The 15,469-nt window shown below is 71.3% G+C and carries 18 protein-coding genes; 9 read left to right on the forward strand and 9 right to left on the reverse strand.

Translation table 11 applies throughout. From position 1 onward, the window contains the following. The first annotated feature begins 13 nt into the window (after window positions 1–13). Window positions 14–1,381, forward strand: coding sequence for a cytochrome ubiquinol oxidase subunit I (locus tag QDS12_RS07095; protein WP_279878035.1), 1,368 nt, complete (start codon window positions 14–16; stop codon window positions 1,379–1,381). Next, entirely contained in the window at window positions 1,378–2,388 is a 1,011-nt protein-coding gene (locus QDS12_RS07100; RefSeq protein WP_279878037.1) for a cytochrome d ubiquinol oxidase subunit II, read from the forward strand. Before QDS12_RS07095 ends, QDS12_RS07100 begins: the two co-directional genes overlap by 4 nt. Before the next feature lie 9 nt (window positions 2,389–2,397). Here the strand turns inward: QDS12_RS07100 and QDS12_RS07105 are convergent, their stop codons facing one another. After that, window positions 2,398–2,667, reverse strand: coding sequence for a MerR family transcriptional regulator (locus QDS12_RS07105; RefSeq protein WP_279878038.1), 270 nt, complete (start codon window positions 2,665–2,667; stop codon window positions 2,398–2,400). 122 nt (window positions 2,668–2,789) lie between these two features. Here QDS12_RS07105 and QDS12_RS07110 point away from each other — a divergent pair, with 122 nt between their 5' ends. Then, window positions 2,790–3,227: an Hsp20 family protein gene (locus tag QDS12_RS07110; RefSeq protein ID WP_279878476.1), complete on the forward strand. Its 438-nt coding sequence runs from the start codon at window positions 2,790–2,792 to the stop codon at window positions 3,225–3,227. A gap of 94 nt (window positions 3,228–3,321) precedes the next feature. Here the strand turns inward: QDS12_RS07110 and QDS12_RS07115 are convergent, their stop codons facing one another. The 5 genes from QDS12_RS07115 to QDS12_RS07135 form a co-directional block, all read right to left on the reverse strand. Next, complete coding sequence (locus QDS12_RS07115) at window positions 3,322–3,672, reverse strand: hypothetical protein (protein WP_279878040.1); 351 nt, start codon at window positions 3,670–3,672, stop codon at window positions 3,322–3,324. A gap of 26 nt (window positions 3,673–3,698) precedes the next feature. After that, on the reverse strand, window positions 3,699–4,403 hold the full coding sequence (locus QDS12_RS07120) for a hypothetical protein (RefSeq protein ID WP_279878041.1): 705 nt from the start codon (window positions 4,401–4,403) through the stop codon (window positions 3,699–3,701). Then, window positions 4,400–6,745: a MinD/ParA family protein gene (locus QDS12_RS07125; protein ID WP_279878043.1), complete on the reverse strand. Its 2,346-nt coding sequence runs from the start codon at window positions 6,743–6,745 to the stop codon at window positions 4,400–4,402. The genes QDS12_RS07120 and QDS12_RS07125 overlap by 4 nt, the downstream gene beginning before the upstream one ends. Before the next feature lie 123 nt (window positions 6,746–6,868). Further along, on the reverse strand, window positions 6,869–7,075 hold the full coding sequence (locus QDS12_RS07130) for a hypothetical protein (RefSeq protein ID WP_279878044.1): 207 nt from the start codon (window positions 7,073–7,075) through the stop codon (window positions 6,869–6,871). A gap of 90 nt (window positions 7,076–7,165) precedes the next feature. Beyond that, window positions 7,166–7,366 carry a hypothetical protein gene (locus QDS12_RS07135; RefSeq protein WP_279878046.1) on the reverse strand — a complete coding sequence of 67 codons (201 nt, stop codon included), beginning with the start codon at window positions 7,364–7,366 and terminating at the stop codon, window positions 7,166–7,168. Window positions 7,367–7,566: 200 nt separating this feature from the next. Between QDS12_RS07135 and QDS12_RS07140 the strand changes: the two genes are divergently transcribed. The 6 genes from QDS12_RS07140 (at window position 7,567) to QDS12_RS07165 (ending at window position 12,247) form a co-directional block, all read left to right on the forward strand. Then, window positions 7,567–7,773, forward strand: coding sequence for a hypothetical protein (locus QDS12_RS07140; RefSeq protein WP_279878048.1), 207 nt, complete (start codon window positions 7,567–7,569; stop codon window positions 7,771–7,773). Between the two features lie 261 nt (window positions 7,774–8,034). Continuing rightward, a complete protein-coding gene (locus QDS12_RS07145; RefSeq protein ID WP_279878051.1) occupies window positions 8,035–8,793 on the forward strand; it encodes a BTAD domain-containing putative transcriptional regulator in 759 nt (252 codons plus the stop codon). Between the two features lie 89 nt (window positions 8,794–8,882). Further along, complete coding sequence (locus QDS12_RS07150; protein WP_279878053.1) at window positions 8,883–10,031, forward strand: glutamate-cysteine ligase family protein; 1,149 nt, start codon at window positions 8,883–8,885, stop codon at window positions 10,029–10,031. A 132-nt stretch (window positions 10,032–10,163) separates the two neighbouring features. Continuing rightward, window positions 10,164–10,751, forward strand: coding sequence for a DUF222 domain-containing protein (locus QDS12_RS07155; protein WP_279878055.1), 588 nt, complete (start codon window positions 10,164–10,166; stop codon window positions 10,749–10,751). After that, the gene (locus QDS12_RS07160; protein WP_279878056.1) at window positions 10,661–11,404 is read left to right on the forward strand and encodes an HNH endonuclease signature motif containing protein; all 744 of its coding nucleotides are present in this window, start codon (window positions 10,661–10,663) and stop codon (window positions 11,402–11,404) included. Before QDS12_RS07155 ends, QDS12_RS07160 begins: the two co-directional genes overlap by 91 nt. Before the next feature lie 231 nt (window positions 11,405–11,635). Beyond that, complete coding sequence (locus tag QDS12_RS07165) at window positions 11,636–12,247, forward strand: hypothetical protein (RefSeq protein WP_279878058.1); 612 nt, start codon at window positions 11,636–11,638, stop codon at window positions 12,245–12,247. A 7-nt stretch (window positions 12,248–12,254) separates the two neighbouring features. On the opposite strand, the gene QDS12_RS07170 is transcribed toward QDS12_RS07165, so the two are convergent. From QDS12_RS07170 to QDS12_RS07180, 3 genes are read right to left on the reverse strand one after another with little or no spacing between them, the layout of a single operon-like run. Further along, the gene (locus QDS12_RS07170) at window positions 12,255–13,193 is read right to left on the reverse strand and encodes an SDR family oxidoreductase (RefSeq protein WP_279878060.1); all 939 of its coding nucleotides are present in this window, start codon (window positions 13,191–13,193) and stop codon (window positions 12,255–12,257) included. Then, window positions 13,190–14,131 (reverse strand): bile acid:sodium symporter, encoded by a 942-nt coding sequence (locus QDS12_RS07175; protein WP_279878061.1) that lies wholly within the window; start codon window positions 14,129–14,131, stop codon window positions 13,190–13,192. The genes QDS12_RS07170 and QDS12_RS07175 overlap by 4 nt, the downstream gene beginning before the upstream one ends. Next, window positions 14,128–15,423, reverse strand: coding sequence for an NAD(P)-binding domain-containing protein (locus QDS12_RS07180; protein WP_279878062.1), 1,296 nt, complete (start codon window positions 15,421–15,423; stop codon window positions 14,128–14,130). The genes QDS12_RS07175 and QDS12_RS07180 overlap by 4 nt, the downstream gene beginning before the upstream one ends. Window positions 15,424–15,469: the final 46 nt, after the last annotated feature.

The following is a 15,469-nucleotide window of genomic DNA, read 5'->3' on the forward strand; positions in this document are numbered from 1 at the left end:
GAGGGGGGCGAACGTGCTGCCGCTGATCGCCCAACCGGCCGGTCTGCTGCCGGCCAGGGAGCAGATGGCCGTCTCGCTCGGCTGGCACATCGTCCTGGCCGCGTTCGGAGCCGCCTTTCCCGCGATGATCTTCGTGATGCACCTGCGCGGGCTGCGAGGGAACGAGACGTGTCTGCGCCTGGCACAGCGCTGGTCGAAGGTGGCCGCGGTGCTCTTCGCGATCGGTGCGGTCTCGGGCACCGTGCTCAGCTTCGAGATGGGCCTGCTGTGGCCGGGGCTGATGGGCCGCTTCGGCGACGTGCTCGGCCTGCCGTTCGCGTTCGAGGGACTGTCGTTCTTCACCGAGGCGATCTTCCTCGGCATCTACCTCTACGGCTGGGACCGACTGCCTCGCTGGCTGCACCTCTGGGCGCTGGTGCCGATGATGGCCGCCGGGGTGTTCGGCACCTACTGCGTGGTGTCCGCCAACGCGTGGATGAACATGCCGAGCGGGTTCACGCTGACCGCCTCCGGCGAGGTGGTCGACGTGCACCCGTGGCGGGCCATGTTCAACGGTCGCGCCTTCCTGCAGTTCGCGCACATGTGGCTGGCGGCGTACATGCTCGTCGGCTTCGTCGTCGCGGCGGTCTACGCCACCGGCATGCTGCGGGGCCGCCTCGACGAGCATCATCGCCAGGGCCTGACGGTGCCCCTGGTGTTCGCGTCGGTGGCGGCCATCCTCCAGCCGGTCGTCGGACACGTCCTGGGTATGGCGCTCGGCGACATCCAACCCACCAAGCTGGCGGCCTTCGAGCTCGCCACCACCACGGAGCAGCCGGCGCCACTGCGCATCGGCGGCCTGCTCATCGACGGCCAGGCTCGCGGCTATCTCGAGATTCCCCGATGGGGCTCGTTCATCGCCCGCGGCTCGTTCAACAAGCCGGTCCAGGGGTTGGACGCCTTTCCCGCCCAGGACCTCCCGCCGGTCAACGTCACGCACATCGCGTTCCAGTCCATGGTCGGTATCGGGACGCTGCTGGCCCTCGCTGTGACCGTCTACTGGGTGCTCCGCTGGCGCGGTCACGACCTGATCCGCCGCCGCTGGGCTCTGCGGTGCCTCGTGGTCGCCGGACCGCTGGCCGTGCTGGCGCTCGAGTCGGGTTGGGTCGCGACGGAGGTGGGCCGGCAGCCGTGGACGGTCTTCGGGGTCCTGCGGACGGTCCAGGCGGCGGGCGACAACCCCGGTCTGTGGTGGATGTTCTCCGGTGTGCTCGTCGTCTACCTCGGGATGACCGTGGGCGCCCTGGTCGTGCTCCGCTCGATGGCACGCCGTTGGCGGGCCGGCGAGGAGGAGCTGCCGAGTCCCTACGGCCCCGCTCCGGAGAAGGCAGCGACCCGATGACGCTCGAGATCGCGGTCGCCGCCGCCCTCTTCGTCGGCGTGCTCGCCTACGCGCTCTTCGCCGGCGCCGACTTCGGCTCCGGCTTCTTCGACCTCACCGCCGGAGGGCCCTCGCGCGGGGCGGAGATGCGCAGCCTCGTCGACCACAGCATCGGGCCGGTGTGGGAGGCCAACCACGTGTGGTTGATCTTCTGCCTGGTGACCTGGTGGACCGGCTTCCCGCGGTCCTTCGCCGCGATGACGACGACCCTGTTCATTCCGCTGGCGCTTGCGCTGGCCGGGATCGTGCTGCGGGGCGCGGCCTTCGCCTTCCGCAAGTACGCGCCCTCTCTGGGTCAGGCGCGGCTCTACGGCGCCGTCTTCGCCGGGTCGTCCCTCGTGACGCCGTTCTTCCTCGGCACCGTCGCCGGCGCGATCGCTTCCGGGCGGGTGCCTGCCGAGGGTTACGGCGACCGCTGGTCGTCCTGGCTCAACCCGGTGTCGCTCTTCGGTGGTGTCATCGCCGTCGGAACGTGTGCCTTCCTCGCTGGGACGTTCCTCTGTGCTGACGCCGAACGCACCGGCCACGGGGGGCTCATCGACACGCTGCGCCGGAGGACTCTCGGTGTCGGCGTCATCACCGGCCTCGTCGTCTTCGCCGCGCTCATCCCGATCCGGCAGGACGCGCCGACTCTCGCGCGAGGGCTGGAGCGTCAGGCGGCGCCGCTGATCGTGATCTCGGCCATCGCCGGTGTGACGACGTTGGGACTGCTCTGGCGACGGCGGTTCTCACCGGCGCGGATCACCGCCGTCGCCGCGGTCGCGACGGTGATCTCCGGGTGGGGCGTGGGCCAGTACCCGTGGCTGCTGGTCGATCAGGTACGTATCAACGACGCGGGCGGCGCCCGCTCCACGCTCATCGGACTGATCATCGCCGTCGGTTGCGCGACCGTCGTGGTGCTGCCGCCGCTGGCCGGGCTGTACTGGTTCACCCAGTCCGAGCACCTCGACGAAGCCGATGCCCACTGACCTCGTCGGCTAGCGGCCGAGCTGTCGCTCGAGAGCCGCGACCCGGTCCTCGAGCACCAGCACGCGGGCGATGCCGGCCAGGTTGAGCCCGTCGGCGAGCAGCTCGCGGATCCGGCGGAGCCGGTCGATGTCGTCCTGGCTGTAGAGGCGACTGCCCCCGGGCGTGCGATCGGGCTGCAGGAGCCCCCGGCGCTCGTAGACGCGCAGGTTCTGGATCTCCATGGAGACCATCTCGGCAGCGACCGAGATGGCGAACACGCCGCGGCTCGTACTGGTCACGCCGCTCCCTTCGCTGGTCCGACCGCCTGCCGGTCTTGATCTTTCCTCATACTCTGACTATAAGAAACCTATAACACCCAATACAGGGGCTGGCGTCCCCGCGAGAACCAGGAGGACAAGTGATGCTGCTGCGAAACACCGACCCGTTCCGTGACTTCGACCGCCTCACCCAGCAGTTGCTCGGCACCACCAACCGTCCCGCGGTGATGCCGATGGACGCCTGGCGCGAAGGGGACCGGTTCGTCATCGAGTTCGACCTCCCCGGTGTGGCGAAGGAGAGCATCGACCTCGACGTCGAGCGCAACGTGCTGACCGTTCGCGCCGAACGCGTCGCCCGCAACGGCGACTGGGAGACGCTCGCCTCCGAGCGGCCGAAGGGCGCCTTCAGCCGCCAGCTCGTCCTCGGCGACAACCTCGATTTCGACCGCATCGAGGCGGGGTACGCCGACGGTGTGCTGCGGTTGGTCGTCCCGGTCGCGGAGCGGGCCAAGCCGCGGAAGATCCAGATCAGCAGCGACTCGGAGTCGGAGTCCGGCTCGCCGGCGCAGATCACGGCCTGACCCGCGGGCACCGGCAGTCCAGCCGGACCGACAAGCACGGGAGCCGCGCCCTCACGCAGCGAGCTCGGCTCCCGTGCCGTCGGGGACGCAAGCGTCAAGCTTCCAGGCGCCGGGCACCGAGGTCCGCGCGGCGGAAGACGGCGAGCGGCTTGAGGATGCACTCCGCGACGTCCTCGTCCGCCACCCACGACCAGCCCGACGACCGCATGACCGTCACGGCCGCGTCCAGGTCCTGCGACGCGTGCATCACTTCGCAGGCGTCGCAGAGGGTCCAGAACGTCGGGAGTGTGTATCCGTCGCCGTACACGCGGTAGGTGAGCAGGTCGCGCGCGAGCGGATGCACCCACGTGACGTCCTTGCTTCCGCAGAAGGCGCACGACTGACCGCGACGGCTCGTGGGTGCGCCGTCGACCCAGTCGGGCGGGTCGGCGTCAGGCGAGCTCACGGGGCCGATGCTCGCACGTCGCCGCATCACCGCCCAGGGGCGTCGCTGACGTCGAGCTCGCGGGTCCGGCTGCCGAGGTCGCCGTTCACGAGGCCCTCGAGTCCGTCCGCAGCGTGCTGCTCGGCGCGGGCGGCCGCAGCCGGCCGGCGTGAGAGTGCCGCGGGGTCGTGGCGCAGCGCCGCTGCCTGCGCGGCCACCCAGTCACGCAGCTCCTGCGCGGCTTCCTTGCTGAGGTGGGAGTGGCGGGGCGTGACGACGACGAGCTGGTAGGCGATGGCCGCGGTGTTGCAGCCCGCGCACGCGGCGTTCACCGCGAAGGCACGGTTGTCGGCCCTGACCTGGTGCCCACCGGCCAGCACGACGACCTGGACGGACAGCGCCGTGCCCCCGCAGTCGGCGCACTGGCTCCAGGCGACGGCGGCGTTGTCGACCGAGACGTCGCGGCCGTGGTTGACATAGAGCACCTGCAGGGTCGTCGCGTCGCCGTTGCAGCCGTCGCAGTTCGTCGATGCCAGGGCGGTGGTGTCCGCGCGCACGGTGCGCGCCCACGTCGATGAGATGTCGGTCGCCTGGTCGGAGTGGTTCGGCCGGGCCTCGCTCGGGTGTGCCGACGAGGTGAGGTCCAGGTTGCGCGCCGGGGCGTCCCGGTGGGAGTACGACGCGCCGGCCGGTGCGAACAGCAGGACGAGTGCGCCGGCGGCGAGCGCCGCGGCCTTGAGGGTGCTTGTCATCGACGTAGCTCCTGTTCTCTGAAGATGTCGGCGACGGCCGCCGCCACCTGGACGAGGTCGTCGCGCGTCTGGCGGCGCAGGCTCGTCACGCGCGTCTGGGCGCCGGTCGCCAGCTCGGGGTCCCACGGGACCGTGAGCACCTGCTGGCATCGCCGCTCGAAGTGACGTCGCATCCGGTCGTGGGTCCGGTCGTTGCGGTCGCGTACGCCGTTGATGACGACGACGGCGCGCACGACCAGCCGCTCGAAGCCGTGCTCGTCGAGCCAGTCGAGGGTCAGCGCTGCCGCGCGCCCGCCGTCGAGGCCGGGACCGAGGACCAGCACCAGCTGGTCCGCCTCCTCGAGCAACCCCTGGTTCGCGCTGTCGAGGATGCCGGTCCCGGTGTCCAGGAGGATGAGGTTGTAGAAGCGGTCGAGCAACGTGATCAGCGCGTGGTACTCCTCCCGACCGAGGGCCTGCCCGATCCGCGGGTCGTCGTCCGACGCGAGCACCTCCAGCCGCGACTCGACCGCCTGCGAGGTGAACTCACGGAGCACCGAATAGCTGCTGATCCGGTCGACCTCCCGCAGTAGGTCGGTGATCCTGCGCGAGTGTGGCGGCGCCACGCGGTGGGCGAGGTTGCCGGCGTCGGGGTTGGCGTCGACGGCGACGACCCGGTCGCCGCGGAGCATGGCGAAGATGCTGCCGAGCGCGAGCGTCATGGTGGTCTTGCCGACGCCTCCCTTGCGGCTCATCACGACGACGCGGCGGGAGCCGGCGATCGGCGTCCGCATCCGGTTCTCGAGCTCGGCCCGTCGGCGGTCGCCTGAGCTGAGGCCGGGGTTCAGGGCGTGTCCGCTGGCCTGGTAGACGGCGCGGCGCCAACCGGTTGGCGGCGCCGGGCGGCGGGCGTCGAGCATGTTCGCGTCGGTGAAGTCGGCGGCAGAGGGCGCCCGGTGGGAGGGCACCGCGGCGACCGCCGCCGCGACGTCCGGGCTGATCGCGTCCTGCTCGTCGGACTCCCACTCGTCGTCGAGCTCGGCCGCCGTCCGCCTGCGGGCTCCGGCCCGGCGTAGGCCGGCGTGCGCCATCGGGCCGAGCGAGGCGACCGCGCGCCACAGCACGATCCCCACGCCGACCAGCGGGAGGAGGATCAGGAAGACCGAGAACACCGACAGCGCCATCATCGCCACGTCATGGCCCGGCCACGCCTGCGCGAACGCGTCCTGCTGCGCCGAGATGCCGATGCGGGCCGAGTCGACCAGGTCGGGGATGGTCCAGATCAGCCAGGCGGCGACGCCGAGGAGCAGCGGGACCACCACCACGACCCAGCCGGTGACGAGCCGGCGGGCGGCCGGCTTGAGCTCCGTCACGCGGGGGTCGGCCGGTTCGCCGGGCCGCAGGCTCCTGATCACCGGACCGACGCGAGCGAAGAGGTCCGGTACGCCGGCGAGGTCGGCGAGCACGTAGTAGCCGTCGAACCGGACGACCGGGATGAGCTGCTGCAGCATCTGGATCTGCATGACCAGGCCGGTGAGCAGGAGCACGCCCGCGCCGGTCTGCAGGTAGGCGAGCGCCAGCGCGACAACGCACCAGGTGTGGAAGTAGAGGCCGCCCAGGTCGGTGCGCACGCGCCCGGCGCGGCCGAGCCGGTAGGAGTCGGTCACGTCGGTGTAGAACGCAGGGAAGACGATGTAGAGGCCGATGCCGATCGCGCCGGGACGCGCGCCGCCGTACCGGCAGGCGGTGGCGTGCCCGAGCTCGTGGACCAGCCCGGCCACGGTCAGGATCCCGTACATCACCAGGGCCAGGGTCGGGTGGAGGAAGAGCTCGAGCAGGGCGCCGGTGAAGTCGGCCTGCCGGGCGACGACCACGTTGAGCGTCACCAGGGCGGCCAGGGCGACGACCACCACGACCGGCCAGAACAACGGTCGCAACCACGTCGCGATCCGTTGGGTCCAGGCGGCGGGCACCAGGGTGCCCTTGACGCTCAGCGCCAGCAGCGGGTTGGACCGCGGGACCCGCAGCGTCTCGTCCGAGCCGCCGGCCGGCTCCACGAGCCCGAGTGGCTGCAGCCGGGTCTCGACGAGGTAGTCCAGGCCGGCGGCGGTCAGCACGCGGCCGTCGGCGGCGCTGACGAGCTCGGCGACCTCGGCCGAGGAGCGGAACGGTTCCACGTAGATGAGTGCGAGGTAGAGAAGCTCGCTGAGCTGCACCATCTGGTCGTCCCACCGGCGGACCAGGTAGGACGGGTTGCGCAGTCCCGAGTCCTGCAGGGGGCCGAGCACCTCGGTACGTGGGGTGCGGCGCCACCGCGGTTCCTCCGGCAGCTGCCGGTTCATCTCCTGGACGGCCTGGTTCATCGTCGGCCTCGCTCTGGTTGCTCTGGTTGCTCTGGTTGCTCTGGTTGCTCTGGTGCCCGGAGGGAAGCTCCGAGTGACGGCGGACGCGCCAGAGCCGCACGCCCGCCGTCACGCTGGGACCTGTCAGTGCAGGTATGTCGCGAGGTACTGCATCGCCACCGCGTTGGCCTGGGAGTTGATGGTCGCGGCGTTGATCGAGATCGCGAGGTTGACCCCCACGACGTTGGTGACGTTGACGCACCCGACGTAGCAGAGGGTGTCGCGGTCGGGGAGCAGGTCGCCGTGCTGCGCGTCGAGCTCGTCGAGCCCGATGACCGGGCGTGCTGGCATGTGGGTTCACCCCCTCTCCTGGGGACCTGTGCGGATCGGCGTGGCCGCCTCCGGGCGAACGGAGCCGCCAGGCGGCCACGCCTACGAGGATCAGCTCTGGTTGACCGTGACGGCCTGCAGCGCGTTGCTGGACGCTGACGAGTAGATCGATGCGGCGTTGAAGGCGAGCGACGAGTTCGACGCGTAGACCGATGCCCAGTTGTTCTTCCCGAAGAAGAGCAGGGTGTCGCGTGCCGGAAGCAGCTCGACCCGCTCGCTGTCGAGCTCGGTGAAGGTCAGTTCCTTGCGCATGTTGTCACCTCCTCTCGCTGCGCCGATGGATGTGTGATCTGGGGACACATGGAAGTCGGCGCAGCGTGACCGTTCCGTGACCGTCGCGCCAGCGTGCGCGGTAGCGTTCTGCGAAAGACCTCTCGGGCAGGGGCGTCTGTGCTAGACATCGTTCGCCCGGCCCGACCGGCGGACGGGCCGACTCGAAGGAAGAGACAGGCGTGGATCCGAGCCTCGACGAGAAAGCGCAGCTGCCCGACGGCGTACTCGTCATCCGCGCCGTTCGCGGTGTCGCGGGCGGCCGGCAGGTGTTCCGGGTGACCACCGGGACCGGCGAGGGCGAGCAGCCCGCCACCGCCGTGGTCGCCGACGTGCAGGCGCTGCACGACGCGGTCGACGCCTGGGTGGCAGGCCTCCGCTCCGTCTGAGCCGAGGCCGGCGTACGCGCCGACGACGCGGCCCGCAGGAGTGGAGCGGGTGCCTGGAGTCACCTATGTGGGTGATGTCGCTGCCGGTTCCTTGACACCGGGTTTCCGGCGGCGGTTCGCTGGATCGATCGGGGAGCACGTCGCGACAAGGTCGGCTACAACGGACCGCACTCCCAGGAGTGCCCAGAGCGGACGTGGGAAATGCGACCGCATACAGACGGAACAGATACTCAGCGCCTCCAGCTCCTGGGTTGGTGGCAGTTGAGTCGAGGGCAGCGGACGATCGAGCTCGGCGGCCGCGAGCAGCGCCTCACTGCCCTGCTGGCGCTGCGGGGGCGACGCCCGCGCGTCCTCATCGCGGCCACGCTGTGGCCCGACACCATGGAGGACCGGGCGCGCGCGAGCCTGCGCACCGCGATCAAGCGGACCCAGCACGAGGCTCCGGGCATCCTGGTCGCCGATCGCTCCACCGTCGGCCTGAGCAGCGACGTCCACGTCGACGTCGCTGAGCTCGTCGATGCCATCCAGGCGCCGCCGGCGCGGCAGCGCACCGCTGCGGTGCTGCCGCAGCTCCTCGACAGCGAGGACCTGCTCCCGGGCTGGTACGACGACTGGGTGCTCTACGAGCGGGAGCGGCTCGCCCAGAAGCGGCTGCGCGCCCTGGAGACCCTGGCGGGCGCGTGCTACCAGGTCGGTGACCTCGACACCGCGCTGCGCGCCGCTCAGGAGGCCGTCCGGATCGAGCCGCTGCTCGACGCCATGCGGTCGATCGTCATCAAGGCCCGGCTGGGGCTGGGCGACGTGGCCGGGGCGATCCACGAGTTCCAGCTCTACCGCCGCTTCCTCCACGACGAGCTCGGCATCGAGCCGACGGCCGAGCTGTTCGCGCTCTTCAACGGCACTCGCATCGACCGCTGGGCGCGCGACGGCGCCTTCCGGCCGCGCCCGCGGCAGGGCGGGGCGGCGATCGCCGACGTCGCCGGGGGAATCCGGTCGGTCCGGCCGTCGGCGCTCCTGTGAACGTTCCACGTCGGGCGGGCCGCGCGGGGCAGGTCAAATGCTCCGGTTCCCGCTAGCCGGATCGAGACCGCGCGCCGCATGATGGCTGCGTGGGACATCTCGTGCCCGTGACCGTTCCGCCGTTCCGCTCCGGAGGCGAGTTCACCCTGGGTGCGGAGGACGAGCTCCTCCTCACCAGGGCCGACGGCGCGCCGAGCGGAGTCGGCGCCGAGTCCACCATCGCGAAGCTGCGGCAGCGACCCGGCCTGCAGTGCTCGGTGTCACCGGAGGAGTACGCCGACGAGATCGAGTTCGGTACGCCGATCTGCGACGACGCCGCATCGATGATCGACGCGCTCGCGGGAGCTCGCGCCGCGCTGCAGGAGGTTCGCCAGGGCGCGATGGCGGTCGGCGTGCACCCCGCGGCGGGCCTGGGCGACTTCACCGTGTCGGCCGGGGCACGGTACGACGCGATCAGCTCTTCGCTGGCGGGCTTCCTGAGGACCCCCACCGCTGCCTTCCAGGTCCACGTCGGCATGCCCGACGCCGCCTCCCTCGTCTCGGCGTTCCGCGACCTGCGCAACCGGCTGGCCCTCCTGCGCGGCCTCGCCGCGGGGTCGCCGTTCTGGCACGGCCGAGACTCGGGGCTCGCCTCGGCGCGGGCGGTCATCCACCGGTCCTACCCGAGGACGGGCGTGCCGCCGGCGTTCCGGAGCTACGACGAGTACCAGGCGATCGCGAGCGAGCAGATCGCGGCCGCCGAGGCGCCTGACCACACGTACTTGTGGTGGGACCTGCGCCCGCACCCACGCTTCGGCACGCTCGAGGTGAGGGTCATGGACGCGCAGTGCTCGCTGGAGAGGGCCGCCGGGCTGGCCGCGCTGATCCAAGGGCTGGCCCGTCATGCGGTCGAGAACCCGCCGGTGGAGGACATTCCTGACGCCGTGCTCGACGAGAACGACTTCCGTGCCGTCAGGTATGGCCTCGACGCCCGGATCGTCGACGTGGACGGCCGGATGCGTCCGCTGCGCTCGATCGCCATGGAGGCGATCGAGACGGCGTGGCACGCCCTCGGTCGGGGAGCGCTCGGCGCGCCGCTGGAGGACCTTGCCGGACGCCTCTTCGAGGAGTCCGAGTGCGCCCGCCTGCGCCGGGTGCACGCCAGTGGAGGGATGCCCGCCCTCCTGAACGACCTGCGCCGCCGGACGCTCGTGCGGGGCAGCGAGGGCGAGGCGCCGAGCCCCGAGGAGGCCGGCTGACGGCTTCGCGGTGCGGCTCAGGTAGCGCGTCGGACGGGCCGGTCGTCGTCCACAGGCATGGCCCGTTCACCGCTGTGCACAGGGGTTCGTGGTCCGCGGCTGGGTGTCTGTGTCGCTGCTTAGCGTGGGGTCATGGTTGCTGCTGGGTCTGCTGGTCATCCCGTGTTGGGGGTGATCGCTGGTGTGCGGGATCGGCTCAAGGGCGTGGCGGATGTGAACCCGACGTTCATGGACCTCGACGCCCGGCGGATGGCGCTGTTGGGGATCGCGGCGGCGCGGGCGCAGCTGGACGAGCTGGAGCTGCGGGTCGTGTCAGCCGCGGCCGGGGCGGCCGATCGGGGTGCGGCGCGGGACGTGGCGGGCTGGCTGGTGGTGCATGGCCATCGGGACTCCCGGACCGCGCGTGCCGACGCCCGGCTGGCGCACGCCTTGGACCGGCGCCATGAGGTGCTGCGGCGGGGCATGGCCGAGGGCAGGGTGCATCTGGACCAGGCGCACGTGATCGCGCGGGCGTTGGACGACCTGCCGACCGACCTGGCGCCGGAGACGCTGGCCGCGGCGGAGGCCGCGTTGGTGGAGCTGGCGAATCGGCACACGCCGAAGGAGCTGCGCCGGTTGGGGCGGCGGGTGTGGACACGGTCGCCCCCGACATCGCCGAGGCCGTCCTGGCGCGTCGGTTGGCGGCGGAGGAGGCCTCGGCGCGGCGCAAGACGCGGCTGAGTTTCAGGACGAACGGGGACGGCGCCACCCGGATCAGTGCGGTGGTGCCGGACGCGGCGGCGGTGCGGTTGAAGACCTACCTGGACGCCTTCACCAGTCCTCGGCACGGGGAGAAGCGCGGGGCGGGCCCGTATCCGCGGGTCCTGGGGCAGGCGTTCTGTGCCCTCCTGGAGCGGATGGATCCGGCGACGCTGCCGCAGCACGGGGGTCGGGCGACCACCGTGGTGGTCACCATCGACCTGGACTCCCTACGCAGCGACCTCGGCGCGGGCGAGGTGGTCGGTGGGGAGGTGGCGGGCGGCGAGGCGCTCTCGGTCGGCGAGGTCCGGCGGCTGGCGTGCACGGCCGGGATCGTGCCGGCGGTGCTGGGTGGGAAGGGTGAGCTACTCGACCTGGGTCGGGGGCAGCGGTTGTTCAGCAAGGCCCAGCACACCGCGTTGGTGCTGCGGGACGGGACCTGTCGAGCCGACGGCTGCGACATGCCCGGCACCTGGTGCGAAGCCCACCACCGGATCCCGTGGACCCGCGGGGGCCGGACGGACCTGGCGAACGCGGTCCTGCTCTGCAGCCATCACCACCACCGGGTCCACGACCCCACCTGCTCCACCGACCGACTCCCGAACGGACGGGTCAGCTTCACCAGACGGACGTGAGCCGACCGGACCGCATCCCGTGCGGTTGACTCGTCCGGTCCAGTGTCAGAGGAAGGAGCGAAGACGGATGCCGGCCCAGCAGACGCTGCTCGCCTTGATGGTCGTGTGCGCCGGGACCATGCTCGTCCCCGGCGCGTCGAACCTGTTCCTGCTGGCGCACGGGATCGGCGACGGCCGACGCTGCGCACGGGCGGCGTCCGCGCGGCGTGATCACCGTGGCAGTGTGTCGGCATGGCCGAGTCCGCAGCTGACTTCTATGCCCGCGTCGTCGCCCAGGTGGGGGAGGGCCGGCTGCCGGCGCCGCCAGTGACCGAGTGGCCGACGTTCCCCTGGGAGGTCGAGGACGGCGCGATCGTCGCCAAGCGACTCGCTCCGCCGGGTCCGGAGGAGAGCCGGAGGGGCACCGGTGGCGTCGACTGTGGCCTCTGCGACGAGAGGGGCGCCGTCGGCACGATCTGGCGCGACGACGTCTGGCGCGTCAAACCGCTGCCCACCCGGCACGGGTTGCCCCTCACCCTGATGCTCGAGACCCACGAGCACCTCGACTTCACCGATCTCGACGAGCACCAGGCCGCTCAGGTCGGCGTGCTGACGGTGCGACTGGCCCGCATCGTCGAGTCGCTGCCCAACATCGCCCGTTGCCATGTCGGCCGCTGGGGCGAGGGGACGGAGCACTGCCATGTGTGGTTCTTCGGACGTACCGAGGGACTGCTGCAGACGCGAGGCTCGTTCGCGATCGAGTGGGACGAGATCCTCCCGCCCGGCCCCGAGGACCTGTGGCGGGCCGACCTCGCCGAGGTCGCCCGCAAGCTCGTCACGCACGGCGGCGAGGTGCTCGTCTGACGCGGGGTCAGAGCCCGTGCGATCGCTGCCAGTCGGCGAACGCCTCCGCCGAGGTGCGTGACGGCGTGTAGCCGAACACCTCCTTGAGGCGCCGGTTGTCGAGCACGGGGCGGTACTGCAGGAACCGCGTCTGCTCCGGCCCGTAGGCCGTCAGGCCGAGCCGCTTGCCGACCGCGAGTGCGGTCCGCAGGACCGGCTCGGGGATCGTCAGCACCGACTTGCCGAGACGTCCGGCGATCTCGTCGATCGTGACCGCGCCGTCGCCGGCCACGTTGTAGATCCCGGTCGCCGCCCCTGTCACGGCGCGCTCCATGATCGTGACGACGTCGGTGTCCCAGATGAACACGAACGGGCTCTCGGCGCCGCGGATCTTCAGCAGCCGCGGTCGCTGGAAGAGCGCCGTGATCTGGTTGTCGACCGTCTCGCCGAGGATCGTGCCGATCCGCAGCACCACCTGCTCGAGCTCGGGGTGCGAGGAGCGCAGCTCGGCGAGCATGCCCTCGACCAGCGCCTTGTGGTGGCTGTAGGCGAACTCCTCGTTGCCGCGGACCGGCTGGTCCTCGGTGATCCACGCCGGGTTGTCGGCGTGGTAGCCGTAGGACGCTCCGGAGGACGACACGACGATCCGCCGCACGCCGTGCGCGAGGCAGGCGTCGAGCACGTGCCGGGTGCCGTCCACGTCGACGGCGTACTCGAGCTCGCGGTTCGACTTCTTGCCCGGCGTCACGATCGCCGCGAGGTGTACGACGACCTCCGGCTGGGCCGCGCCCACGGCCGCCGAGACGGCGGGTGCGGAGGTGACGTCGACGACGACGTGCGAGACGCCGTCGACGGGCGTGCCCGGGACCGCCAGGTCGGCGCTCGTGACGTCGTGGCCGGCGCCGGCCAGGCCGCGGACGACGGACGAGCCGAGGAAGCCGTTGCCGCCGGTGACCAGCACCCTCATGCGGCCACCGCCTCGGCCGACGCCGCCGACGACGCGGTGCGGCGCCGCCACCACTGTGCCACGCAGAGACCCGCGACGATGTCCCAGATGCCCCACCAGGCGGCGACCAGCGCCATGCCGCCGAGCCCGTCGAAGAACGTGAAGACGAGGAGCAGTCCCAGACCGGCGTTGCGGATGCCGACCTCGAACGTCATCGCCTTCGTGCTGGGGACCGGCAAGCGGGTCGCCCGGGCGATGCCGAAGCCGAGCAGGAGCGCCAGCGCGTCGTGCAGGAGGACGGCGAGGAGAACCACGCCGATGTGGTGCACGAAGATGTCCCAGTTGTTGGCGACGCCGATGACGATGACGGCGCCGAGCGCGAGGAACGACACCGGGCCGATGATCCGGTGCCCGACCCGGGCGACCCGCGGCCACAGCCGGGCGATCGTGATCCCGACGGCGAACGGCACCAGGATGACGAACGCGATCTCGCCCAGCATGGAGCCGACGGACAGGTCGATGTCGTGGAGCAGGTCGCCGCCCGATGGGTGCAGGCCGCCCCAGAACGCGAAGTTGATCGGCATCAGCACGATCGCGAGCACGTTGCTGACCGCGGTCATCGACACCGAGAGCGCCACGTCGCCGCCGGAGCGGTGCGTGAGGATGTTGGAGACGTTGCCCGGCGGGCAGCAGGCGACCAGGATCATGCCGAGCGCGACCGAGCCGCGTACGTCGAGCAGGAGCGTGAGGAGGAAGGTCAGGGCCGGCAGGAGCAGGAACTGCGCGACGACGCCGATGCCGATCACGGCCGGCCGCCGCAGCGCCGCCGCGAACGACGACAGCGGCGTGTCGAGGGCGATGCCGAAGAGGATCGCCCCGACCACGATCTTGAGCGTCGTCAGCGAGCTCTCGTCGAACGCGATGCGGAGGTCGTCCACATCGCTGGCGAGCACCATCATCGGGCCACCCCCAGCGCCTCGATCTCGCGCCGGACGGCGGAGCGGTAGGCGTCCTTGTTGACGTAGTAGGCCATTCGCTCGAGGCCGAGGTAGTGGTACCCGCCGCTCAGGTCCGGCCGCGGACCGCGGGCGCGGCCCTCGAAGGCGGCGGCCGCGTGCGGGCGCTCGGTCCTGGCGCGGAGGTAGGACGCGACCAGCTCGGCCTGCTCGTAGCGGCCCTGCCAGCCGATCCCGGACGCCTCGATCATGCCGAGCACGAAGAGGTCCGGCTGGTCGGGGTTCACGACGTTGAGGTAGAGGTCGGGGGCCGCCGGCGGCACCCAGCGGAGGAGCCCGGGATCGAGGAACGGGTAGTGCAGGCGGTAGCCGGTCGCGAGCACCACGACGTCGTAGTCGTCGCTCGTGCCGTCGCGGAAGACCACCCGCGAGCCGTCGAACCGCTCGATGTCGGCCCGCACCGACAGGTCGCCGTGCCCGAGGTGGTGGAGGATCAGCGAGTTCACGATCGGGTGCGACTCGTAGAGCTTGTGGTCGGGCTTCGGGAAGCCGAACTTCGTCGGGTCGCCGGTGAACATCCGCAGCACGCGGCTGTCGACCGCCTGCTTGATCTTCGCGGGCAGCGGACGGCCCTGGTTGAGGGAGTCGGACGGCTTGCCGAAGACGTACTTCGGCACGAAGTGGTAGCCCCGCCGCACCGAGATGTCGACCGCCGCCGCGTGGTGCACGGCGTCGACAGCGATGTCGCAGCCCGAGTTGCCGGCGCCCACGATGAGGACCCGCTTGCCGGCGAACACGGTGGCCGACTTGTAGCCGCTCGTGTGCAGGATCTCACCCGAGAAGGTGCCTTCGAACGTCGGCACGTGCGGCTCGGAGAGCGTCCCGTTCGCGACGAGTACGCCGTCGTGGTGCTCGGTCCGCTCGCCGTCGGGCCCGACCGACGTCACGTCGTACCCACCGCCCGCGGCCGGGACGACGCGGGTGACCTCGGTGCCGAACCGGAAGCCGTCGGTGAGCCCGAAGTGCTTCGCGAAGTCGCGGAAGTAGGCGATCAGCTCGCGGTGCGAGGGGTAGTCGGCGACCGAGTCGGCCATGGGGAACTCGGCGAACTGGGTGGTTCCCTTCGACGAGATCAGGTGGGCCGACTCGTAGACGGTGCTGCGCGGCGCGTCGATGTCCCAGAGGCCGCCGACCCCGTCGGACATCTCGTAGCCGGTCCACTCGATACCGAAGCGCTGCAGGTTGCGGGCGGCGGCGAGCCCCGAGGGGCCGGCGCCGATGACGGCGTAGCTCATGATGGGCGGCATCCTGCCTCATCACCGCCGTGACCTGTGACACAGG

This window comes from Nocardioides sp. CER19 (genome assembly GCF_029846275.1).
Taxonomy (GTDB): Bacteria; Actinomycetota; Actinomycetes; order Propionibacteriales; family Nocardioidaceae; genus Nocardioides.

Bases quoted from the DNA above. Each gene is read 5' to 3' on its own strand.
- QDS12_RS07165 (WP_279878058.1), top strand. From the start codon at position 11,636: ATGGCCGAGTCCGCAGCTGACTTCTATGCCCGCGTCGTCGCCCAGGTG.
- QDS12_RS07170 (WP_279878060.1), bottom strand. From the start codon at position 13,193: ATGAGGGTGCTGGTCACCGGCGGCAACGGCTTCCTCGGCTCGTCCGTC.
- QDS12_RS07125 (WP_279878043.1), bottom strand. From the start codon at position 6,745: ATGAACCAGGCCGTCCAGGAGATGAACCGGCAGCTGCCGGAGGAACCG.
- QDS12_RS07130 (WP_279878044.1), bottom strand. From the start codon at position 7,075: ATGCCAGCACGCCCGGTCATCGGGCTCGACGAGCTCGACGCGCAGCAC.
- QDS12_RS07180 (WP_279878062.1), bottom strand. From the start codon at position 15,423: ATGAGCTACGCCGTCATCGGCGCCGGCCCCTCGGGGCTCGCCGCCGCC.
- QDS12_RS07135 (WP_279878046.1), bottom strand. From the start codon at position 7,366: ATGCGCAAGGAACTGACCTTCACCGAGCTCGACAGCGAGCGGGTCGAG.
- QDS12_RS07155 (WP_279878055.1), top strand. From the start codon at position 10,164: ATGGTTGCTGCTGGGTCTGCTGGTCATCCCGTGTTGGGGGTGATCGCT.
- QDS12_RS07120 (WP_279878041.1), bottom strand. From the start codon at position 4,403: ATGACAAGCACCCTCAAGGCCGCGGCGCTCGCCGCCGGCGCACTCGTC.
- QDS12_RS07175 (WP_279878061.1), bottom strand. From the start codon at position 14,131: ATGATGGTGCTCGCCAGCGATGTGGACGACCTCCGCATCGCGTTCGAC.
- QDS12_RS07110 (WP_279878476.1), top strand. From the start codon at position 2,790: ATGCTGCTGCGAAACACCGACCCGTTCCGTGACTTCGACCGCCTCACC.
- QDS12_RS07100 (WP_279878037.1), top strand. From the start codon at position 1,378: ATGACGCTCGAGATCGCGGTCGCCGCCGCCCTCTTCGTCGGCGTGCTC.